Origin of the sequence: Advenella mandrilli (assembly GCF_016595155.1) — a bacterium.
Lineage (GTDB): Bacteria > Pseudomonadota > Gammaproteobacteria > Burkholderiales > Burkholderiaceae_B > Advenella > Advenella mandrilli.
The window spans coordinates 46,073-68,456 of the sequence record NZ_JAENGP010000014.1 but is presented as its reverse complement, the minus strand read 5'-3'; the positions used below and the strand labels follow the sequence as shown (position 1 = coordinate 68,456).

The window sequence follows — 22,384 nt, the reverse complement described above, 5'->3', positions numbered from 1 at the left end:
TAAATACCGGATTCCAGCCGTTGCTAACCCGCTGATTTGGCCACTCCGGCCGGCAAACGCCCCACTTCCTTGCCCCTGAATGTGGAGCGTAGACGTCCGCTGGCCGACAACCGCATCATATTGGCTAGTGCCACCAGCAAACCAAAGGACTCTACCAGGGCGGCTGGAATCCACATGGTCAGGCCACCAATACTTTGATCTTGCAGGGCGCTCATGGGCAATGCCCTGCCGCAAAGATCAAACAGGGGATATAAATCAACCGAGGTAAAGGCAATATAAGCGCCAGCCACCATTTGCGGCAACATGGTCAGGGCGGGGGACAGCACACGGGCTCCCGGTGACATGACGGCGGGCGAACCGCTCTTGACGCACCACTGCCCCAAGCGGCCCAACCTTGTTTTGGCCGTCAGTAATGGCGGATGGGAGGGGCGACGGTCAAGCACCAGATTCCAGTACATAAACCCGCTAATAACCACCGACCAGTTCATGAGCCGATACAGTTTCCAGTCGAGCATGGAATAAAACTGGATGGTGGGATCAAGCCAGACCAAAACCAGCATAATAAACAGGATTGGCACAAAAATCTTGTTGGTCAGAAGGCCTTCAATGAAGCGGCCGGGAAAGGTTTGGCGGAAGTTTTTCAGCCAAACCCTTGCCGGCAAAGGCAAGCCCGCACGCATGACCTGACCGGGATAGGCCGCCATGACAATAAGCGGACCCAAATGGTGCAACACCACATGCTGTATGCGGTGGATGAAAAACATGCGTTCGGCGTAGTAGTCGATATGCGTGTGCAAAGACAGGTAAATCATGAAAAACCCGATCCAGAACAGCCATTTTCGGGTACGGGTAACCTTGTGCACGGCAGTTCCACGCATGAACAAAATAGCACATACAAGAAATACGATGACCAAGGTGGGAGAAAACTCCCATGGCTGTAGCCAATGCATCAGGTCCAGATTCATAAACCAACCGATCAGAAAAAAATTAATTAAACTATTATAATCATGCAGATAGCGTATTGTAATAGTTGTTGATCCCTTTTCGGGATAATCGTTAAAAGCGCGAAAAAATGCAATTGTCGCCGAACGGCTTAAAAGAAGCGCTAAAATAAACCATCATGAAAGAATTTGATTTTGATATTGCGATCCTGGGCGCAGGCCCGGCCGGCTGTGCGCTGGCCAGTACATTGGCTTCTGTCAGCCAGGGTTCTTTACGCATTGCCCTTTTCCAGGGCACCAACAAGCGGCATGACCCGGCCAAAGATACACGGGTTCTGGCCCTTAATTACGGCAGCCAGGTATTTCTTGAAAAACACCGCATTTGGCCAGCGCACAGCGCTATCATAGAAACCGTCCATGTTTCACAAAAAAACCGCCTGGGCCGCACGCTTATTTCAAACCAGGATTTTGATGTCCCCATGCTGGGCAGTGTGGTTGCCTATGCCGATTTATACCGCAAACTGCAAGAACGGTTGCAACAGCTACCCATCACGGTGCTAAGCGGTGCCCTGGCCAGTGCGACACAGGAAAACAACAACGCCCCGGTTATTGTCACGCAAGGCGAAAATACCTGGCGCACCCGCATCGCGATCCAGTGTGATGGTATTAAACCCAAAGGCATCCATCGCGACTATAACCAGCACGCACTTATTACCTCGGCGCGGGCCCAATTCCCCAAACCGGGCTGGGCCTGGGAACGTTTTACCCGTGAAGGCCCCCTGGCCGTCTTGCCACACCCCATTTTCAAAGATGCCCAGTCTATTGTATGGTGCACGTCACCCGCGCGTGCTCAAGAACTGGTTCAACTTGATGACGCCACTTTTTCCCAAACCCTTACCGAGCATTTTGGTGAGCGGCTGGGTTTGCTAACCGTACTAGAGAAACGCGCGGTGTTCCCGCTTCATTTAAGCGCCAGCAAAAATACGGTTAACGGGCATATCGCCACACTTGGCAATGCGGCCCAAACCCTTCACCCGGTAGCCGGACAAGGCCTGAACCTGGGGCTTCGCGATGTCGCCACCCTGGTGCATTGCCTTAAGCCCTGGATGCTTGACACCCACCAGGATGCCTGCCCTTTCCTGAAAAAATTTGCCAACAGCCGTCAATTTGACCGCAGGCTAACCTGTGAGTTAACCGATTTTTTACCCCGTATTTTTTCAACCGGCAATCCGCTGGTAGAACACGCCTGCGGTTTAAGCCTGCTGGGTATGGACCTTCTCAAGCCATTGCGTCAACCCCTGGCCCTGCATCTGTTACAGGGTTTCAGAAACTGAATTTTCAGGCAAATCGCTCATTTTTTACTCAGCGACAGTCCAATTGGTTAAAATCTACGCATGCATATCGGCCCCTGGCACCTTCCCAATCCTGTTTTTGTCGCCCCCATGGCGGGGGTGACCGATCGTCCTTTTCGCCAGCTTTGCAAGCGACTGGGCGCCGGTTATGCCGTGTCAGAAATGGCCGCCAGCAACCCAAAACTCTGGAACAGTGTCAAAACCTCAAGACGCCTCAACCATGAAGGCGAAATAGATCCCATCGCCGTTCAGATTGCCGGCGCAGACCCTGACATGATGGCCGAGGCCGCCGTCTTCAACATCCAGAAAGGTGCGCGCATTATCGACATCAACATGGGCTGCCCCGCCAAAAAAGTCTGTAGTGTTGCCTCGGGTTCTGCGCTATTGCGCAATGAGCCCCTGGTTGCCCAAATTATAGAGCGTGTCGTTAAGGCCTGTACCCCGTACAATGTACCGGTTACCCTTAAAACAAGAACCGGGTGGGACCGGGAAAACAAAAACGCCTTGCGCGTGGCCCACCTTGCCGAAAACCTGGGCATTGCCGCCTTAACACTGCATGGCCGCACACGATGCGATTTGTACACGGGCCAGGCCGAGTACGATACAATCGCCCAGGTCAAAGCAGAAATTTCAATTCCCGTGATTGCAAATGGGGATATCACTGATCCCCACAAGGCAAAATACGTACTAGACTACACCAAAGCAGACGCCATCATGATTGGCCGTGCCGCACAGGGCAACCCCTGGATCTTCCGGGAAATCAATCATTTTCTTGATACCGGCCAATTACTGCCAAAGCCCGGGTACGGGCACATGAAAGCCGTCCTGCTTGAACACCTGCATCATCATTACACCTTCTATGGTGAATATACCGGGGTTCGATCGGCCCGCAAGCATATCGCCTGGTACATCAACAAACTGCCTGAAGCAGCCTCTTTTTGTGACAGGATGAACCGAATCGACAATAGTCATGATCAGTACACGGCCGTAGAGCAATGGTTTGATCAATTGATTATCCGCCAAGGGCAGCAACCGGCAACCCGCCTGGTGCACTGAAAATACCCTTGTATTTTTATATCCAATAATATAATTCCACTAATATCGTTACGCCATGAATAATACTCAAAATCTTCAAGAGTGTGTCCGTACCAACCTAGAACTGTATTTCAAGGAACTCGGTGACAGCAACCCGAGCAATCTCTGGGAAATGGTCAACAGTTGCGTTGAAAAGCCGCTGCTTGAAGTTGTTATGCAAAAAGCCAACAGCAACCAATCCAGGGCGGCTGAAATGCTTGGCATCACTCGCAATACCCTGCGTAAAAAACTTATTACACATCACTTAATCTAATTAATATGAAACTTTCAACTGCCTTACTTTCGGTTTCAGACAAAACCGGCATCGTCGAATTTGCCCAAGCACTTTCCCAACGTGGCATCAAACTGTTGTCCACCGGTGGCACCGCCGCCTTGCTGAAACAGGCCGGACTAACCGTTACCGAAGTTGCCGAACACACCGGTTCTCCTGAAATTCTTGACGGCCGGGTCAAAACCCTGCATCCCAAGATTCACGGTGGCCTGCTGGGTCGACGGGATGACGACATCCACCTGAACACCATGAAAGAACACAATATTGACCCTATCGATCTGCTGGTGGTCAATCTGTATCCTTTCCGTGAAACCATTGCCAAGCCCGGTTGCAATTTTGCTGACGCGATTGAAAACATCGACATTGGCGGCCCCGCCATGCTGCGTGCCGCTGCCAAAAACCATGGTACTGAAGCCGGTGGCGTGACCGTCGTGATTGACCCGTCCGATTACGATCAGGTCTTGCAGGAAATTGACGCAAACGGCCAAACCTCTTATGCCCTGCGCCTGAAACTGGCCAGCAAGGTGTATGCTCACACCGCGTCCTACGATGGTGCCATCACCAACTACCTGACCAGCCTGGCCGATGCCGCCCCAGCTCAAGAAACCGAACCGGCCCGCAAACAATGGCCGTCCGTGCTAACCGTACAGGTTCAGCAACACCAGGCATTGCGTTATGGCGAGAACCCGCACCAGTCTGCCGCCTTCTACATTGACCCCAATGCTCCCGAAGGCTTGCTGGGACGCTATCGCCAGTTGCAGGGCAAAGAACTGTCCTATAACAATATTGCCGACTCCGATGCGGCATGGGAATGCGTACGTACCTTCGAGGCACCCGCCTGCGTGATTGTCAAGCACGCCAACCCCTGCGGTGTTGCCGTTGCCGAATCCGCTATTGCCGCTTACCAGAAAGCTTTCAAGACTGACCCCACATCCGCTTTTGGCGGCATTATTGCCTTTAACCGTCAGGTCGATCTGGCTACCGCACAGGCCGTCAGCGAACAATTCATGGAAGTCCTGCTGGCTCCTTCTTATACGGCCGAAGCCCTGGAATTGCTGGCCGCCAAGAAAAATGTCCGCGTCCTTGAGCTGGCAATAGGCAATGGTAAAAACGATTTTGACATCAAACGCGTGGGCGGTGGCTGGCTGGTCCAAGACCCGGATGCCTTCGAGCTTGATACCAGCACCCTGAAAGTAGTGACCAAGAAGCAACCCACCGAACAGCAAATGCAAGACCTGCTGTTTGCCTGGAACGTCGCCAAATTCGTCAAGTCAAACGCCATCGTATTTTGTGCCGATGGCATGACCATGGGCGTAGGCGCCGGCCAAATGAGCCGTATCGACTCTGCCCGCATCGCTTCCATCAAAGCGGAAAACGCTGGCCTGTCCCTGAAGAACTCTGCCGCTGCGTCTGATGCTTTCTTCCCGTTCCGTGACGGCCTGGACGTTATTGTTGCCGCTGGTGCCAACTGCATCATTCAACCGGGTGGCAGCATCCGCGACGATGAAGTGATTGCCGCCGCCGACGAACAGGGTATTGCCATGGTCTTTACCGGCACCCGCCACTTCCGTCACTAATCCGCAATGCGCATACTTGGTATTGATCCTGGCCTTCGCCGCACCGGTTTCGGTGTGATTGAGGCCAGCGGTATGCGCATTCAATATGTGGCCAGCGGAACCATTGTGGTTCCCACCGACCTGCCCCTGCACCTACGCCTGAAAGCCATTCTGGATAACATTCGTGAGGTTATCCAGACCCACCGGCCAGACGACTCGGCACTGGAAAAAGTGTTTGTTAATGCTAACCCGGTATCCACGCTGTTACTTGGGCAAGCACGCGGAGCCGCCATGTGCGCGCTGGCGGACAGCGACCTGAATGTTAGTGAATACACGGCTCTGCAAATCAAGAAAGCCGTGGTGGGCAATGGGCATGCCAAAAAAGAACAGGTGCAATTAATGGTTCAGCACTTACTTTCCCTGAATGGTTTGCCCTCATCTGACTCGGCCGACGCCCTGGCCTGTGCCATTTGTCATGCCCATGCCAATCCCCTGTCACAAAAACTCAAGTCTCACGAAGAAAGCCAGCTAAGCCATCAACCCCGCATGCGGGCTGGCAGGCTGATTGGTTAACCTTTTTATAGTGCATTATTATGATTGGACGTCTTACCGGAACCCTTATCGAAAAACTGCCTCCCACCATCTGCCTTGATGTCAATGGGGTCGGTTACGATATTGATGTTCCCATGAGTACTTTGTACGATTTGCCCGAATTGGGTGCCAAAGTGACCCTGTTCACGCATTTGGCGGTCCGGGAAGATGCCCATACCCTGTTTGGTTTCCTGCATGCCGCAGAAAGAAGTACTTTCCGTGCCCTGATCAAAGTCAGCGGCATTGGCTCGCGTACCGCCCTGGCCCTGCTTTCAGGCATGAGCGTCAGTGACCTGGCTGCGTCTATCGCCAACCAGGATGCCGCCTTACTGCTTAAGGTTCCGGGTATTGGAAAAAAAACCGCCGAGCGCCTTTTGCTTGAACTGCGCGGCAAACTGGGAGATACTCACTCCACCCAAACAAACCCAGCAAACCATAGCCAAACCGATATCCTCAATGCCTTGATCGCCTTGGGATATTCAGAGCGGGAGTCACAAGCTGCGCTTAAAACGTTGCCGGTTGAAATTACCGTTTCAGATGGCATCCGAATGGCTTTGAAATCATTAGCAAAATAATTTATTAAATTTACATTATCAAATTTCAAGGAAATAATATGCATCCCCAATGGTTTAAAAAAGTTCTTGTTGCCACCGCCATCGGCAGCCTGTGTTTTTCAAGCGCAGCGATGGCCGAGAAAACCCTGAAAATGGCTTATGCCCTTTCCAAAGACTCCCATTACGGTGCGGGTGCCAACGCCTTTGAAGAGTCTATTGGCAAAAGCACCAACGGTGAAATTAAAATTGAACAGTTTGCCAACAGCGCGCTGGGCGGTGAGCGTGAAGTCATTGAAGGCCTGCAAATCGGTACGGTGGATGCGGCCATTTTATCTACTGGCGCCACCCTTAACTTTGTGCCACAAACCGGTGTTTTCGACATTCCTTTCCTGTTCCGTGACCTGGACCATGCCCGCAAAGTGCTGGATGGTGATATCGGCAACAAACTGCTGGCCGAATTCCCCAAACGTGGCCTGGTGGCCCTGGCATGGGGTGAGCAGGGCTTCCGTCACCTGACCAACAGCAAACATGCGGTCAAGACACCGGCAGACCTGAAAGGCCTGAAAATCCGTACCACCGAAAACCCGATTCACATTACCGCTTTCAAGGAACTGGGCATGTTGCCAACCCCCATGGCCTGGCCTGAAGTGCAAACCGCCCTGCAGCAAGGCACCATTGATGGCCAGGAAAACCCGCTTTCCGTGATCGTTTCCGCCAAGCTGTCCTCCCAGCAAAAACACCTGTCCCTGACCGGACACGTATATGGTCCTGCCGTGATTGTGGTTTCCCCCATGGTTTATGACAGCATGTCTGACGAAGACAAGGCAAAACTCAAGGAAGCCGGATTGGCTGCAGCAAAGAGCATGCGCGATTTCGTTGACAATGTAGAAAAAACAGGTCTTGAAACACTGACCAAAGAAGGCATGGAAATCACCCAGGATGTTGATCGTGCCGAATTTGCCAAAATTGTTCACAATGTCTATCCTGAATTCCACAAGAAATTCTCGAAAGAACTGATTGAATCCATCCAGAACACAAAATAAGTTTTTTCTTTTCCTGCGGGGCTGAATGGTTTTTCAGCCCTAACTCTTCAAATTGCCATGAAATCGCTCACTCAATTACTGGACAAGTCTGTCTTCAGACTGGTGTCCATAATGGCGCAATTGCTGCTGCTCTCTGCCGTGATTGCCTCATTCCATCAAGTTGTCAGCCGCTTTGTCTTTGAATCACCCGCCGACTGGACCGAAGTCTGGACCCGCTGCGCCATCATTTGGGTTGTATTGCTGGGCCTGGTACTGGCCTGTCGCCAGGGTGCCATGCTGAAAGTGGAAATACTTGAAAATGCCCTGAATGAAAAACACAAACGCTGGCTGGCGACCTTGGTCATGATTATTACCAGCACCTTCCTGGGTATCCTGACCTGGGTGGGTGCCATGGCTGCCTACCGCTTCCGGTTCCAGACCATCGCAGGACTGGAATTCAGTATCGCCTGGATTTATGCCGCCATTCCAATCGGTTCATTTCTGGCCCTGATCGCCGTGATTATTCACTGGTCACAGGGGTCAGCTGAATCCAACGATGAAATCGCCGCTTTGTAAGGCGCGTTGCATTCGTTATCGCTCAATATTCAGGTTGGTTTTATGTCTCAATTAATGATTATTTCAATGCTGCTGTTCTTTGTCCTGACAGTACCAGTAGCTATTTCCATCGGTCTTGCCAGTATTGTCGGTGTCCAGGTTGCGGGTATTAACTGGCTGGTTATCGCCCAAAAAATTTATGCATCGCTAGACTCTTACCCGCTGGTGGCCATTCCCTTCTTCATTCTGGCCGGCAACCTCATGGAAGCGGGAGGCATATCCACAAGAATGGTCAATTTCGCCAAAAGCCTGGTGGGCAACATGCAAGGCGGTCTGGCGTGCAGTTGCGTGATTACCTGCATGATCTTTGCCGCCGTGGCCGGTTCAAGCGTGGCAACCACCTTTGCCGTGGGCGCCATCTTAATTCCCGCCATGGTCAAGCATGGCTATCCCAAACCGTTTGCCGCTTCTTTGCAAGCCACATCCGCCGAGCTTGGGGTTATTATTCCGCCATCCGTGCCCATGATCCTGTTTGCGGTTTCCACCGAAACCGATGTGGGCGAATTGTTCATTGCCGGTATTCTGCCCGGTATCCTGATTGCCCTTGCCCTGGTACTGTATGTATGGCTATATGCCAAACGCCATGGCTATGGCAAAAACGATGGCGAAGGCCGCCTTGGCATATGGGAATCCTTCAAGCAGGCATGGCTGGCCCTGCTTATGCCCGTGATTATTCTGGGCGGCATTTATGGCGGGATCTTTACCCCTACCGAAGCATCGGTGGTAGCCGTCGTTTATGCCCTGATCGTCAGTATCTTCATTTATCGCACGATTGGCTTTGGGCAGCTGTCGGAAACCTTCCGTAAAACCGTGATTGCCACTGCCGTCATCATGTTCGTGATTGCCAATGCCGGTCTTTTCGGGTTCCTGCTAAACCGTGCCGGTGTACCTAATGCACTGGGTGAGTGGCTCAGCATGCTGTTTAGCGACAAAGTCGCCTTCTTGCTAGGTGTCAATATTGCCTTGTTCTTCATTGGCATGTTCATCGAAACCTCGGCCTCTATCGTGGTCCTGGCCCCGTTGCTGCTTCCCGTTGCCATTAAATTTGGCGTTGACCCCACCCACTTCGGGATCATCATGGTGGTTAACCTGGCCCTTGGCATGATTACCCCACCCTTTGGCGTTAACCTGTTTGCTGCCTGCACGGTAGCCAAACTGCCCATTGAAAAGCTGATAAAACCATTGCTGCCTTTTGTCGGTGTCACGGTATTGTGCCTGATGATTATCACTTATGTACCGGAAATTTCGCTGATACTACGTGACCTTGCCTATCGCTAAGCCATTAAAAACGGGCCTTATGGCAACATCTGGCCAGCCCTGAACAAAAGACATCGCTGTATGGACATACAGTCTCCAAAAGAGATTACAATACAGCGATGTCTTTTTCCATTATTGCGCAGCACGACCATGGCCATTTTTAACGATTCTTTATCCAGCAGCCCTCCCGCCAGGATTGTTTCCCCACAAGCCAGCTCACCTAATGAGGAATCGGTAGAACGTGCCCTGCGCCCCAAATCCCTGGCCGAATATACCGGCCAGCACCGGGTGCGCGAACAGCTTGAAATTTTCATCACCGCTGCACGCAAACGCCAGGAATCCCTGGATCATGTCCTGCTGTTTGGCCCTCCGGGGTTGGGCAAAACCACGCTTGCCCATATTATTGCCCATGAAATGGGCTCCCAGTTACGGCAAACCTCGGGTCCCGTTCTGGAACGCCCAGGAGACCTGGCCGCCCTGCTCACCAATCTTGAAGCCAACGATGTGCTTTTCATTGATGAAATCCATCGTCTGTCGCCAGTGGTTGAAGAAATCCTTTACCCTGCCCTAGAAGACTTCCAGATTGATATCCTGATTGGCGAAGGCCCGGCCGCACGCAGCGTCAAGATAGACTTGCAACCCTTTACCCTGGTGGGTGCCACGACCCGGGCAGGCATGCTCACCAACCCCTTGCGCGACCGTTTCGGGATTGTTTCCCGGCTGGAATTCTACAACACCGAAGACCTGACCCAAATTGTCAGCCGTAGTGCCGCTTTGCTTAATACCCCCATGACCGAAGACGGTGCCCGGGAAATTGCCCGCCGCGCACGGGGCACGCCACGCATTGCCAACCGCCTGCTGCGCCGGGTGCGCGATTATGCCGAGGTCAAATCGGATGGTGTGATTACGGTTGAGTCGGCCAGCGCCGCCTTAAGCATGCTGGAAGTTGACCCGCAAGGGCTGGATTTAATGGATCGCAAGCTGCTGGACACCATCATTCACAAGTTTGATGGCGGCCCGGTTGGGGTTGATAACCTGGCCGCTGCCATTGGTGAAGAGCGAGACACCATTGAAGATGTGATTGAACCTTATTTAATCCAGCACGGTTACCTGCAAAGAACCCCACGCGGACGCATTGCCACGCTAACCACATGGCGCCACCTGGGGCTGCAACCCCCTTCACGCGGTGAAGACGGCAAACTGTTTTAAGCCTGCATTTCCTCAAGAAATTCAATAATCGCTTCGCCGTAGGCATCCAGCTTATGCGCCCCCACCCCGCTGATAAAACTTAAATCTTCAAGCGTTTCCGGGTTATTCAAGGCGATCTGCCGCAACGTGGCATCATTGAAAATCACATAGGCCGGCACTTCGTGTTCCCGGGCAATGGCCAGCCGCCATTTTTTAAGCTGAACGAAGCGTTCCTCGGCTTCGGGCGGAAGACTGATGACCGGCTTTTTGGCTTTGGGCATAATGTTGCGCGACTTGGAGGCCATGCGTTCGGACTCCTGGCGTAGCATGAGCACCTCTTCGCCTTTAAGCACGGCCCGGCTTTTTTCCGTTAATGCCAGGGTGCCATAGCCTTCGATATCCAGTGCCAGGTAATGGTTGGCCAGCAACTGTCGCAACACACTACGCCAGGCCGAATCGCTTAAATCCTGCCCCACCCCGAACACACTTAAGGTATCGTGCTGGTTTTGCGTCACCCGGTCGGTTTTCTTGCCGCGCAAAATATCAATAATATGGCCGGCCCCAAAACGCTGGTCACGTTCCTTAAACAACCGGTAAACCGCTGACAGGATTTTTTGTGCGGCCACCGTACCATCCCACATTTTGGGCGGGTTAAGGCAGACATCACAATTACCGCAAGGTTCAATCTGCTGGTCAAAATAAGCCAGCAAACGAACCCGCCGACACTGAGCGGTTTCACACAGCCCCAACATGGCATCCAGCTGGGCCGCAGAACGACGCTTGAAGATCTCATCACCATTTGAATCTTCAATCATTTTTCTTTGCTGCACCACATCTTGCAGGCCGTAAGCCATCCAGGCGGTGGCTGCCAGGCCATCACGTCCGGCACGGCCGGTTTCCTGGTAATAGCCCTCTACCGACTTGGGCAGATCAATATGCGCCACAAAGCGGACATCGGGTTTGTTAATGCCCATGCCAAAGGCAATGGTAGCCACCATGACCAGATCGTCTTCCTGCTGAAAACGGGCCTGGTGCTCAGCCCGGCGGGCAACATCCAGGCCGGCATGATAAGGCAAGGCTTTAATACCTTCCTTGCTCAGGAATTCTGCAATGTCTTCGGTTTTATTGCGCGACAGGCAATACACAATACCCGAATCACCCATATGTTCTTCACGAATGAAATGCAACAACTGACGGCGCACATCATGCTTTTCAACAATGTGGTAAGTGATATTGGGGCGGTCAAAACTGGCAATAAACTGTTTGGCTTCACCCAGCGCCAAACGCTGGATGATTTCCTTGCGGGTATGGGTGGTGGCGGTAGCGGTTAAGGCAATTCGCGGCACATGGGGCCAGCGCTCATGCAATATAGACAGCCCCATATATTCAGGCCGAAAGTCATGCCCCCACTGGGATACACAATGCGCTTCATCAATCGCGAACAGGGAAATTTGTCCCTGGCTTAACAATTGCAGGCACCGCTCGCCCAGCAAGCGCTCTGGCGCAATGTACAGCAAGTCCAGCTCACCACGCAAAAAGTCTCGCTCTACCGCGCGTATTTCAGACCAATCCAGGGTGGAATTAAGAAATGCCGCCTGCACACCCAGTTCTTTCAAGGCATCCACCTGGTCTTTCATTAAGGCAATCAAGGGGGAAACCACAATGGCGCAACCCTCCCTGACCAAGGCAGGAACCTGGTAGCATAAGGACTTGCCAGCCCCGGTCGGCATCAGGACGAGTGCATCCCCGCCAGAAACAAGGTGTTCGACAATGGCCTGCTGTTCGCCCCGGAAAGATTCGTAGCCAAATACAGTTTGCAAAACCTGGCTGGCTGATGATAGTGACACTGCTGAAATATGCTGTAGTTGATTTAACCGTTATTAAAACAATTCTGTACCAGAAAAGTCGTATGATGTTGACATTATAGTCAATGCTGAACAACAGAAATGAAAAAATCCGTTTTTTACAAATTGCTGGCGGCTGTATTGGCCTGTACCTGCGCTACCACCGTGCTGGCAAAAATTCCCGTGTACATCAGTGGTAACACGCCCAATGATACCATCGGCACCCATATTGTTGCACAACTGCAAAACCAGGTCATGCTGTCTCCTGTCCTGCAACTGGTTAACCAGCCTGACCAGGCCGTGGCCCGGGTAAGGATTATTGGCGCAGACCCTACCCGAGACGGCCGTTTTACCGCGCTGGCCGAAAACGTGGATATCGTTAATATAGCTGCGCCACAGGCGGCCTGGCTGAATATCCAGCAGCATATCCGCATCTGCCTGTCTGAATCCAGCCAAACTTGTACCCATCAAATTTATGCCGACCTTGAAACGGTGGCCAAACAGTATGGGCCACCGTTGCAACAAAAACTGGGCCGTTGAAACTTGATCTGCATCATATAAGCGGAAACAGGCACCTATTATTGCAGCCTGTGCCAGCCTGCCTGTTTATAATGTTGCCTTGTCCCGAAAACAACATTCAACAGGCAAAGAAAAAAACATGAAAATAGCTATCGCCGGAGCCGGCCTGTCAGGTCGTTTGCTCGCTTTTGTTTTGTCATCACAAGGTCATCAGGTAAGTGTGTTTGACCCGGCCCCGTCCATGTACAGCCCGGTTGCCGCTGGCTGGACCGCCGCCGGCATGCTTAGCCCCATTGCCGAACTTGAAAGCGGTGATGAGAACGTCTTCCTGCTGGGCAAGCAATCGCTGGATTTATGGGCCAATCTGGTTCCTCGCCTGAAGCAGCCGGTTGAACTGCACTTTAAAGGAAGCTTGCTGGTGGCACACCGCGGTGATGAGGGTGCGGCAGACCGGCTGGTTTCCCTGCTTAAGGCCAAAGCCCCTGTGCATGAACAGCCCCAAGCCCTGCCGCGCCAGGAACTGGCCCGCCTTGAGCCTTCCATACAGGGGCCCTCGCACACCTGGCTGCTAGCCAACGAAGGCCAGATTCATACCGTCCAGGCCATGCGGGCCTTGGCCGAATCAGCCCCCAATGTGCAATGGCACTGGGGCCAGCCGGTTAACGCCCTTAGCCCGCATACCATTCATACCAGTACGGGCCAGCATAGCTTCGACTGGGTTTTTGATACCCGTGGGGTAGGTGCCCGTGACAAACCCGTTCATAACCATGCCGAACTTTCCTGCCAGAATGTACGGGGCGTGCGCGGAGAAATTTTCTGGGTCCAGGCACCGGGTGTCAGTTTACATCGCCCCATCCGCCTGCTGCATCCGCGTTACCGTGTGTATATTGTGCCGCGCGCGCCCGATACCATCGTGGTGGGCGCCAGTGAAATCGAAAGCGAAGACCGCTCTCCCGTTTCGGTACGCACCACGGTCGAGCTGCTAGCCGCTGCCCACAGCATTTTGCCTGAACTTGCCGAAGGCAGGATCATCCATTCAGAAGTCAACCTGCGCCCTGCCCTGGTCGACAACTTTCCCCGCATTGAAACCGAAACAGGCCTAACCCGTATTAACGGCTTGTTTCGCCATGGCTGGCTAATTGCACCCGCTATGGTTGAAAACGCCTTAAAATCAGTCTTTTCAGCTGACTATTCCTTATTGCAGGCATGACAACAATTTCAATTTCAGTAAATGGTCTTGAACGCATCATCAACCAGGGCACCACACTGGCTGCCCTGGTTGAGCAATTGCAAACCGAAACCCGTCAGGAACCTGACTCAACCGCCGTCGCCACCGCAGTTAATGAAATTTTCGTTTCGCGTTCCTCACGTGAAGCCTACATACTGCAAGCCAACGACTCTGTCTTCACCTTTTCGCCCATTACCGGTGGCTAAGCAAGCTTAATATGTCCTTCACTATTGCAGATACCCTGCTGTCCAGCCGTTTTTTTCTTGGTACCGCCGGATACCCGTCCCCCAAGGTTTTACATGATGCCATTGCCGCCTCGGGCGCACAGGTGGTGACGGTTGGCCTTAAACGCCAGCTGGCCCCCGGGCAAAACCCCTTAAGCAAAAGCACCACCGAAGGGGTTTCCAATGCCTTTTTCCAGATGCTCAAGCAAAATGGTGCCCACTTGCTGCCCAATACGGCTGGTTGCAAAACCGCCCGCGAAGCCATTACCCTGTCGCATATGGCCCGGGAAATCTTCGATACCAACTGGATCAAGCTTGAAGTGATTGGTGATGACTACACCTTGCAGCCCGACCCCATCGAGCTGATTAACGCCGCTGCGCAACTGGTCAAGGACGGTTTTGAGGTTTTTCCTTATTGCACCGATGACCTGGTGACTTGCAACCGCCTGTTAGATGCCGGTTGCCGCATTTTAATGCCATGGGGCGCCCCCATTGGCTCGGGCCAGGGGCTGGTTAACCCCTTTGCCCTAAGAACCTTGCGGGCCCGCCTACCCAATATACCGCTGGTGGTAGACGCCGGCATTGGCTCACCGGTTGATGCGGTAAAAGCCATGGAATTGGGTTTTGATGCGGTCCTGTTAAATTCAGCAGTAGCGCAATCGCATGACCCGGTCAAAATGGCCGAGGCGTTTAAATTGGCGATTCAGTCTGGCCGGATGGCTTATGAAGCCGGTATTATGGCCAGACAAGATATGGCGACACCCACCACACCGGTAACTGGCAGACCTTTTTTGCTGTAAGGCTGTTAGCGATTAACGCAGGGTATCTTTTTACCCTGCCAACCCGCTTTTTTTCAACTTTGATACCATACCAGGGCCGCTGTTACACCAGCCACATCAGGAAGCCGTAAGCCACCATGCCCAGCAGCATGGCCAGGCCGGTGTTTTTGGCAGCCTTCAGCACGCCAAACAGAATCAGCACCGCCAGTACATAAGCGCCCACTTCCTGCCATGACGTGGTTTCTGCCAATCCCGAATACAGCACCACCGTAGTGGTTGATACCAGCAAGGCCGGGCCCATGATGGCAAACCGGCCCGAATTCAGGCGTGACAGCAGGCGGCTGCGTTGCATCAAAACAAACGGCAAGGCTCTCATCAAGTAAGTGAACACCCCCATGGCCACCATGGCAATCACATATTCATACTTTTGCATTGTCGTCTCCGGGGGTATAAAACAGGCAGGCACCAAAAGCCCCCACCAGAATGGCCAGGGTTGGGAAGCCCAGTGATACCACCCCTATCGTAATTACGACACCGGCGGCCATGGCCTTTAACATAGGGGGCTGAATACTTTGCACCGTTACCGCCACAAACATGGCCGGCAAGGCAAACCCCAGGGTTTTTTCAACCACCGGAAAAGCCTTTAATAACTCATCACCGGCAAACACACCAATGGTCGTTCCGGTTGCCCAGGACAACCAGGCCAATATGCCCAGGCCCATATACCAGCTGCTGCGGGCTTCCTTTTCTACCTTGTTCATGCCCACATAACAGGTCGCAAACACCTCATCGGTCAGGTAAAACGCCTTGACCAGCCGGTTCTTCAGCCCCTTGGGCAGGTATTTTTCAATAATCGGACCATATAAAAGATGACGGGCATTAAGCAGGGTTACCAATAAAACCATGGTCACCAGCGGCGTACCCAATTGCAGGGATGCCAAAATAAAAAATTGCCCGGCCCCTGCATAAACAATCAATGAAGTGGCAATGAGCTCCCAGGCATTTAAACCCAGGCTGGCCCCTGCTATGCCAAACGCCATGGCAACGGGAATATAACCCAGCATAATGGGCAACCCCGCGCGCAGGCCCCTGCCAAAATATTTCAACTGACTCATTCTGATGATTGCTTCTTGGTTTGCTTCAGGAAAAAGGTGAGATATTACACCATTGCCATGACAGCCTGCCGTAAAAAGCGCTTTAATCCCAGATTACCAGCTGTTTACCTGGTGCCAGCGGATGGGCAATGGCCTGCCCATCAATGCCATACACCGCGTGCAGATTATCTCGGGTAAGTACTTTTTCGGGCGTGTCGCAGGCAATCAGTTTACCCTCGCACAACAAGGCAAGCCGGTCACAATAACGGGCAGCCAGATTCAGGTCATGCAAGATAATAAGTACACCTATATTTTCCTGCCGGGCCAGCTTGCCCAACGTACGTAATAATTGCTGCTGGTATTTGGGGTCCAGGCTTGACGTGGGTTCATCCAGCAACATATAACGGGCAGCCGGATCCTGTTCACGCTGGGCCAGCAACTGCACCAGCACACGAGCAAACTGAACCCGCTGCCGCTCTCCACCCGAAAGGGTCTGGTAGTTACGCGCTTGCAGGCTTTGCACATCGGCCCATTGCAGGGCCCGGTCAATCAAGGCCGTGGCCTGCGCCTGCATGATGTCCGAAAACGGGTACATGCCCATTTCTATAATTTCCAGCACGCTCATATCGAAGGTCAGCGAGGCATTCTGCGGCAACACAGCGCGCCGCTGCGCGCATTCAAGCGCACTCAAGCTGGAAATATCCTTACCATTAATGGTAACGGCAATACGATCGTGCGCAGACAGCCCCTGTTTTATTTCACCGCCCAGCACCGACAGCAAGGTTGATTTACCCGCACCATTGGCGCCCAGCAAAGCCAGTACCTGTCCGCTTTCAATCGAAATGGAAACATGGTCAAGAATACGCCGCTGCTGACGATGAAACAGCAGCGACTCACCTTTCATGGCATGTGTCATTATTACCTCTTGATCTGGCGAATCAATAACCAGAGAAAAAATGGTCCGCCAATCAGACTAGTCACCAGCCCAATGGGCAGTTCTGAAGGCAGGATAATTGTACGGGCCACCCAGTCAGCCCAAATTAAGGCCAGACCGCCCCCCAAAAAAGAGGCTGGCAACAGATAGCGATGATTGGCCCCGATAATCATGCGCATGATATGTGGCACCACCAGACCCACAAAACCAATACCACCCGTTACCGCTACCAGCGGACCAATTAACAGGGCCACACACACAATCAGCCGGCGCCGCAAAACCCGCATGGAAAAACCCAAATGTTCCACTTCCCGCTCTCCAAGCAGCAAAGCATTCAGGGCTTTCCATTGCCGGGCGGCATACATGGAAAGCATCACTGTCCAGGGCAGCATAAAACCCAGTGTTGACCAAGATGCGGCAGCCAGGCTGCCCATGCTCCAGAAGGTCAGGTCCCGCAGTTCGTTATCGGTGGCCATATAACTGAGCAGGCCGATAAGGCTGCCGGTAATGGCATTAATCGCAATACCCGCCAGCAACAGGCCCGCTACCCCCGGGAAACGGCAGCCTACCCAATAGGCCAGCCAGGTACAGACGAGGCTGCCCATAAAAGCGGCCAGGGCAATACCCCAGAAACCCGTGTTAGCCAGTACGATAACCAGTACAGCCCCCAATGCCGCCCCGGAAGAGACACCAATCAAGCCGGGTTCTGCCAGCGGATTCCTGAACAGGGCCTGCATGACCACCCCCGACAAGGCCAGCGCGGCCCCCGCTACCAGGCCGAACAGGACGCGTGGTATGCGAATATCCAGCAGCACCGCCTGCATCATACGCTGGCTTTCGGGCACTTGCCCCCATAGCAAAGCGGGAATATCCGCAAAGGGAATGGCAACCGCACCACTACTGCCAGACGCGATCAGGCTGATAATCACCAGTATGGCCAAAACAAAAATAATACGGACGGAAAACAGGTTTTTCCGGTAATGACTACTGTGCTGCATTTGATGCCAGTTTAAGTTGTTCAATAGCCTGGGCGACACGTGGCCCCAGACCCAGGGCGAGAAGATCATCCATGACGACAACCCGCTTGTTAATGGCTGCCGGCGTTATGGCAATGGCAGGATGTTTAAGGAACTTTGCCAGGCCGCCACTGGCCTGCACTGATCCCTTAGTCACAATAATAAGCTCAGGCCCGAAATTTACCAAGCTTTCTGCTGAGATGGGTTTATATCCTTTTTGTGCCGACTCCAGGACATTGGTCAAGCCGGCCAGCGATATCAGGACTGAAGCGGCGGTATGGCTGCCCGCCGCCTGGATGGTGCCGGTCCGGTTAACAATCAGGGCCGTTTTCAGGTTTTTGCCGGGCAGGGCCTGTGCCCGGGCCACCCTGGCACGGATTTGTTCAATAAGCACATCCCCCTTGTCTTCGGCAGATAAAACCTTGGCGATTTGCTGCACCCGCTCGTACAAGGACTCAAGGCTGGCACGGTCGGATACCTTGACAATTTCAACCCCCAGTTTGCTGATGCTTTCCAGCGCATGCGCAGGTCCCGCGTTTTCCGAGGCCAGGATCAGGTCTGGATGCATGGCCACCACCCCTTCCACGGGGACGGCACGATAATACCCCACCCGGGGCAAGCGGGTGGCGGCTTCCGGATACAGGCTGGAAAGGTCATCGGCAATCAGGCTGTCACCCAGGCCCAGTTCATACACAATTTCAGTTACCGAGCCCCCCAGGCTGATAACCCGCTCTTTATTGGCGGCAAAAGCCAGGGGCACAAAAAACAGCCCCAGTAAAAACAACAATGATTTTTTCATGGTGTTATTAAGCCGCAAGCGGCTCCTTGCATAAAGATTCCAGCAAATTACGCCAGGCCGGCAATTCAGGTATGCCCGGTTTGCGCACACCAAAAAACTGCACAATCAGTTCACCAGATTTTTCATAAACCTCAAGAGACGTCACCCAGCCATCAATAGTTGGCTTATTCACCACCCACACTGAATCAATTGCCGTCGTATTCAAATGCAAATTGAATTTTGCATCCAGAATATTGAACCAAGGGCCCGTACGCAACAGTTTATGAACTACGCCAGAATGGATCTGCACCATTCCCCGGTTGCCGGTAAAACACATAATCGGGATTTCCCGTTCCACACTGAGTTGCAACATGCGCTCAACGGCATCGTGATCCACCTGCTGGGCCAAATCATCGCCAGCAGCCTGCAAGGCGGTTATTCGGGACACATTCCATTTTTTTAATAAAGGAAAAAACGCATGGGTATCTTTCATGCCCAGCCAGTTGTCCCGCAACTGGGCCGGGGCCTGTTCAGAAAGACCGGTTTGCCCAGGCTCGGGCGCGGTAACGGCCGGCACCAGTGCCAAATCGGTCCTGAAACGCTCGACCAACGCCTCATAGGCCTGCCTGTCTGTCTTTTCAGTGCCGTAAACCTTGTGAATCGCCATACCGGTTTCATCAAAAAACTGAATGCTGAACCGCCCGTTCTGGCTGACTGCCCATGCTGTTTTCCAGCAGGCAAAAAACATCCGCAAATCAATATCCGGCCCCAGCACAATGCCAATAGACGCCTTGCCCACCTGGATATCTTTAAACAGGCCATGCCGTTCATGCACGCACCATTCATTGCGCGTCAAGACCATCACCTCACCCAAGGTGCCCAGCTGTTTAAAAATTTCCTTGACATCGGTACCCAGATAAACCGCTTGGGCATCGCAGCATTGCGCGGCCAGCAATTGCATTTCACTCACATTCAGACGCTCTGCCACATTACGGATTCGCAACTTGGGTTCCTGTGACAGCAGGCGGTCACATTGATGCCGCAGGGATTCAAATGATTGATTCATATATTTTCACCTTAAAATAATTAACGTTGCTGTGGTTATTAGTATTGGTAACTGACAGAAAGTGTGGCATGACGTCCCGGCTCAGTGTAATAGTCAATGCCGCGTGAAATCCGGCTGCTGCCCGCCGTCGGCACATTCAGCGCATTCCAGTATTTTTTGTCAAATGCGTTCATCAGGCCGGCTTGAATACGCAGCCCCTTCACCGCCTCAGGGGTCCAATGCGCCACCAGGTCAAGCGTGCCATAACCGGGTGCCTTGAAATCGGGGTAAGGCACCTGCGCGGTCGCATCGGGGTACTTGACCTTGTTGCGTTTGGCCGCCATTGTCCAGATGGCTTCAGCGCCCCACTGTTGGCTTTGGTAGCCAAGTGCCAGGATGCCCTTGAGTGGTGCGACCGAATTCAGGTAGTCACCCGTACTGCGGTCTTTGCCCACCGTCCATGCCACAGAACCCCGGGTATACCAATGGTTATTCATATTCCAGTAAGCGCTGGCCTCTAAGCCATAAATACGGACACGATCCAGATTGGCATGGGTAAACACGCCAAATGGATACAAGCCGTTTTGCATCATTTGCGCATAAATGGAATCGGCTGCCACTGGCACACCCGATTCAATAAAATTTTTATAATGCTGATCAAAGAAAGTGAGTGATCCACCTGCCGTCTCCGTATTCACGGCAACACCCAGTTCCCATCCGCGACTGGTTTCCGGTTTCAGGGATGCTTCACCCTTGCGCAGGTAATTGGACGATGAACCAAACTGCATGTACAACTCGGGGGCGGTAGGTGCCCTGAAACCATGCGCATAACGGGCAAACAAAGCGAGCGTGTCATTAGGATTCCAGGTAAATTCCAGGGATGGCGAAAAATGCCCTCCGCTGCGTTTATCCATTTGCGCCAGGCCACCGTTGGGATTATTCATAAAATCGCCAGCCGCTGATGGGTTCCGCTCGTAATGATCGTAACGCAGGCCAGGTGTCAAGTTGTACTGCCCATTACCCCATGAAAATGTGTTTTTGGCATACGCAAACCAGTCATTGCTTTTAACCTGGGGCACATCAGCCTGGTTGGTATGCAAAAATTCGCAAGAACGGGGACCAAACGGGGCCGGCAACATGGGTGAAACCACAGGGCAATTATCCACCCCTCCTGAATGCTGGCGATAACGGTCGCTGGTAAATCCTGCACCTGCCATCCAATGCGAACGCAACGGTGCTGTCCCCCAATAACCCGATGCATCCATATTCAGGCCCCAGCCTTTTTGCCCTACACTGTTATGGCGGTTATATTCCCCTGACGGAAAACCATATTTGTAAGGATCGCGGGGAATGATATTACCCCTGGCATCTTGCTGGCGATAGGCATTCTGTTCATTAAGCAGGTCGGTCCTGTGCCAGTAAGCCAGCATGGAAAACCGGTCAAGTGCCTCTCCTGCCTGTTCAGACCGGTATTCATAATCCAGCCAGATCCGGTCACGCTTGATTTCTTCTTTATACTGGTTATCGCCAATGTAATAAGTGGATGTATTTTGCTCGCTTAACTTGTCAATATCCCTGTCAAGTCGGAACAGGCTTGCGCCCAGGCCAAGCTGATGCCCGGGTGCCAAATCATGCTCAATCCGGAATAAAGCCGAATTCCGGTGATAATCAGCGGGGTCTTCTTTGGTCCTGTTGTCACCATAACCGCCGGTGCTGGCCTGGTTTTTAATTTCATGCCCCTTTTTATAGGCATACTGGAACAGCATCCGGGTTTTTTCACCCAGCCGGGTAGCCAGCGCCACATCTATGCCCGCACTGTCATCAAGACCCGAATAGGTGGTTTTACCCAAAAAGCCAATATCCTGCCCTTCTGGCAACAAATCGCTGGGCGACAGACTGCTTAAGGCCACCGCGGCTGTCATGGAATTGGTTTGATTGGCCCCGGGCCCTTTCACAATATCAATCGCTGACAGGGAATCAAAGTTAATCGCATCAAGCCCCCCTTTTACGCCACGGCTGCCATCGCTTAACCATGGCAATGGCACACCATCCTCGGTAAGCCGGATACGGTTGCCATCCAGGCCCCGTATATTCACACTATTGTTCTGTCGGTTAAAATTAACTCCCGGTGACAGGCGTTGCCCCAAATCAGTCCAGCTTTCAATACCCGCATTCTGCAACTGCGTTCTGTCTATGCTTTCTTGCTGGGGATTTTCAGTCTCGGCAACCACCTTTACCGCTGAAAGGGTGACCACTTTTTCCGGCTGTGATGCTGTTTGTGCCAAAGACGGGTTAGCCGCTATCAGACCGGCCAGCAGTAGAACCCCCTGGTGACGGGAATTATTTGAAAACCTCATTTTTATGCTTACCTTTTTATTTTAACTTAAAAACGAGAATCATTATCATTCGTATTATTATTAATGTCAAGAAAATTGATGTAGATCAATGTTGAAACACAAATTGGCTTGCATTCATCTAATC

General features: G+C 52.6%; 23 protein-coding genes. 14 read left to right on the top strand and 9 right to left on the bottom strand.

What is annotated here, in order from left to right; all coding sequences use genetic code 11:
• Positions 1-23: 23 nt before the first annotated feature.
• Positions 24-965, bottom strand: coding sequence for a cytochrome c oxidase assembly protein (locus JHL22_RS12475; RefSeq protein WP_200238022.1), 942 nt, complete (start codon positions 963-965; stop codon positions 24-26).
• Between the two features lie 155 nt (positions 966-1,120).
• Here JHL22_RS12475 and JHL22_RS12470 point away from each other — a divergent pair, with 155 nt between their 5' ends.
• From JHL22_RS12470 to ruvB, 10 genes are all read left to right on the top strand, one after another.
• Entirely contained in the window at positions 1,121-2,275 is a 1,155-nt protein-coding gene (locus tag JHL22_RS12470; protein WP_200238019.1) for an FAD-dependent monooxygenase, read from the top strand.
• A 60-nt stretch (positions 2,276-2,335) separates the two neighbouring features.
• Positions 2,336-3,349, top strand: coding sequence for a tRNA dihydrouridine synthase DusB (gene dusB / locus JHL22_RS12465; RefSeq protein WP_200238015.1), 1,014 nt, complete (start codon positions 2,336-2,338; stop codon positions 3,347-3,349).
• A 55-nt stretch (positions 3,350-3,404) separates the two neighbouring features.
• Positions 3,405-3,641 (top strand): helix-turn-helix domain-containing protein, encoded by a 237-nt coding sequence (locus tag JHL22_RS12460; protein WP_200238012.1) that lies wholly within the window; start codon positions 3,405-3,407, stop codon positions 3,639-3,641.
• Positions 3,642-3,646: 5 nt separating this feature from the next.
• Entirely contained in the window at positions 3,647-5,236 is a 1,590-nt protein-coding gene (purH, locus tag JHL22_RS12455; protein WP_200238009.1) for a bifunctional phosphoribosylaminoimidazolecarboxamide formyltransferase/IMP cyclohydrolase, read from the top strand.
• A 6-nt stretch (positions 5,237-5,242) separates the two neighbouring features.
• A complete protein-coding gene (gene ruvC, locus JHL22_RS12450; protein WP_200238006.1) occupies positions 5,243-5,788 on the top strand; it encodes a crossover junction endodeoxyribonuclease RuvC in 546 nt (181 codons plus the stop codon).
• Between the two features lie 20 nt (positions 5,789-5,808).
• Positions 5,809-6,381: a Holliday junction branch migration protein RuvA gene (gene ruvA / locus JHL22_RS12445; RefSeq protein ID WP_200238003.1), complete on the top strand. Its 573-nt coding sequence runs from the start codon at positions 5,809-5,811 to the stop codon at positions 6,379-6,381.
• A 38-nt stretch (positions 6,382-6,419) separates the two neighbouring features.
• The gene (locus JHL22_RS12440) at positions 6,420-7,403 is read left to right on the top strand and encodes a TRAP transporter substrate-binding protein (RefSeq protein WP_200237999.1); all 984 of its coding nucleotides are present in this window, start codon (positions 6,420-6,422) and stop codon (positions 7,401-7,403) included.
• Positions 7,404-7,460: 57 nt separating this feature from the next.
• Positions 7,461-7,958, top strand: a complete 498-nt coding sequence (locus JHL22_RS12435; RefSeq protein ID WP_200237996.1) for a TRAP transporter small permease — start codon at positions 7,461-7,463, stop codon at positions 7,956-7,958.
• Positions 7,959-8,000: 42 nt separating this feature from the next.
• On the top strand, positions 8,001-9,275 hold the full coding sequence (locus JHL22_RS12430; protein WP_200237993.1) for a TRAP transporter large permease: 1,275 nt from the start codon (positions 8,001-8,003) through the stop codon (positions 9,273-9,275).
• 129 nt (positions 9,276-9,404) lie between these two features.
• Entirely contained in the window at positions 9,405-10,463 is a 1,059-nt protein-coding gene (gene ruvB, locus JHL22_RS12425) for a Holliday junction branch migration DNA helicase RuvB (RefSeq protein WP_200237990.1), read from the top strand.
• Here ruvB and recQ read toward each other — a convergent pair.
• Positions 10,460-12,289, bottom strand: a complete 1,830-nt coding sequence (gene recQ / locus JHL22_RS12420; protein ID WP_200237987.1) for a DNA helicase RecQ — start codon at positions 12,287-12,289, stop codon at positions 10,460-10,462. The two genes, ruvB and recQ, sit on opposite strands and share 4 nt — an antisense overlap.
• 99 nt (positions 12,290-12,388) lie before the next feature.
• On the opposite strand from recQ, the gene JHL22_RS12415 reads away from it, so the two are divergent.
• From JHL22_RS12415 to JHL22_RS12400, 4 genes are all read left to right on the top strand, one after another.
• Positions 12,389-12,826: a hypothetical protein gene (locus JHL22_RS12415; RefSeq protein WP_200237984.1), complete on the top strand. Its 438-nt coding sequence runs from the start codon at positions 12,389-12,391 to the stop codon at positions 12,824-12,826.
• A gap of 118 nt (positions 12,827-12,944) precedes the next feature.
• Complete coding sequence (locus JHL22_RS12410; protein WP_200237981.1) at positions 12,945-14,015, top strand: FAD-dependent oxidoreductase; 1,071 nt, start codon at positions 12,945-12,947, stop codon at positions 14,013-14,015.
• Positions 14,012-14,239 (top strand): sulfur carrier protein ThiS, encoded by a 228-nt coding sequence (gene thiS, locus JHL22_RS12405; RefSeq protein WP_200237978.1) that lies wholly within the window; start codon positions 14,012-14,014, stop codon positions 14,237-14,239. Before JHL22_RS12410 ends, thiS begins: the two co-directional genes overlap by 4 nt.
• 11 nt (positions 14,240-14,250) lie before the next feature.
• Positions 14,251-15,057 carry a thiazole synthase gene (locus JHL22_RS12400; protein ID WP_200237975.1) on the top strand — a complete coding sequence of 269 codons (807 nt, stop codon included), beginning with the start codon at positions 14,251-14,253 and terminating at the stop codon, positions 15,055-15,057.
• 82 nt (positions 15,058-15,139) lie between these two features.
• Here JHL22_RS12400 and JHL22_RS12395 read toward each other — a convergent pair whose 3' ends face one another.
• From JHL22_RS12395 to JHL22_RS12365, 7 genes are all read right to left on the bottom strand, one after another.
• Positions 15,140-15,469: an AzlD domain-containing protein gene (locus JHL22_RS12395; RefSeq protein WP_200237972.1), complete on the bottom strand. Its 330-nt coding sequence runs from the start codon at positions 15,467-15,469 to the stop codon at positions 15,140-15,142.
• Positions 15,456-16,151: an AzlC family ABC transporter permease gene (locus JHL22_RS12390; RefSeq protein WP_200237969.1), complete on the bottom strand. Its 696-nt coding sequence runs from the start codon at positions 16,149-16,151 to the stop codon at positions 15,456-15,458. The genes JHL22_RS12395 and JHL22_RS12390 overlap by 14 nt, the downstream gene beginning before the upstream one ends.
• A gap of 82 nt (positions 16,152-16,233) precedes the next feature.
• Complete coding sequence (locus JHL22_RS12385; RefSeq protein WP_234041271.1) at positions 16,234-17,046, bottom strand: heme ABC transporter ATP-binding protein; 813 nt, start codon at positions 17,044-17,046, stop codon at positions 16,234-16,236.
• 2 nt (positions 17,047-17,048) lie between these two features.
• Positions 17,049-17,993, bottom strand: a complete 945-nt coding sequence (locus JHL22_RS12380; RefSeq protein ID WP_407926775.1) for a FecCD family ABC transporter permease — start codon at positions 17,991-17,993, stop codon at positions 17,049-17,051.
• A 55-nt stretch (positions 17,994-18,048) separates the two neighbouring features.
• Positions 18,049-18,879, bottom strand: a complete 831-nt coding sequence (locus tag JHL22_RS12375) for a heme/hemin ABC transporter substrate-binding protein (RefSeq protein ID WP_200237963.1) — start codon at positions 18,877-18,879, stop codon at positions 18,049-18,051.
• Between the two features lie 7 nt (positions 18,880-18,886).
• Complete coding sequence (locus JHL22_RS12370; protein ID WP_200237960.1) at positions 18,887-19,924, bottom strand: hemin-degrading factor; 1,038 nt, start codon at positions 19,922-19,924, stop codon at positions 18,887-18,889.
• 38 nt (positions 19,925-19,962) lie between these two features.
• Positions 19,963-22,260 (bottom strand): TonB-dependent hemoglobin/transferrin/lactoferrin family receptor, encoded by a 2,298-nt coding sequence (locus JHL22_RS12365; protein ID WP_200237957.1) that lies wholly within the window; start codon positions 22,258-22,260, stop codon positions 19,963-19,965.
• Positions 22,261-22,384: the final 124 nt, after the last annotated feature.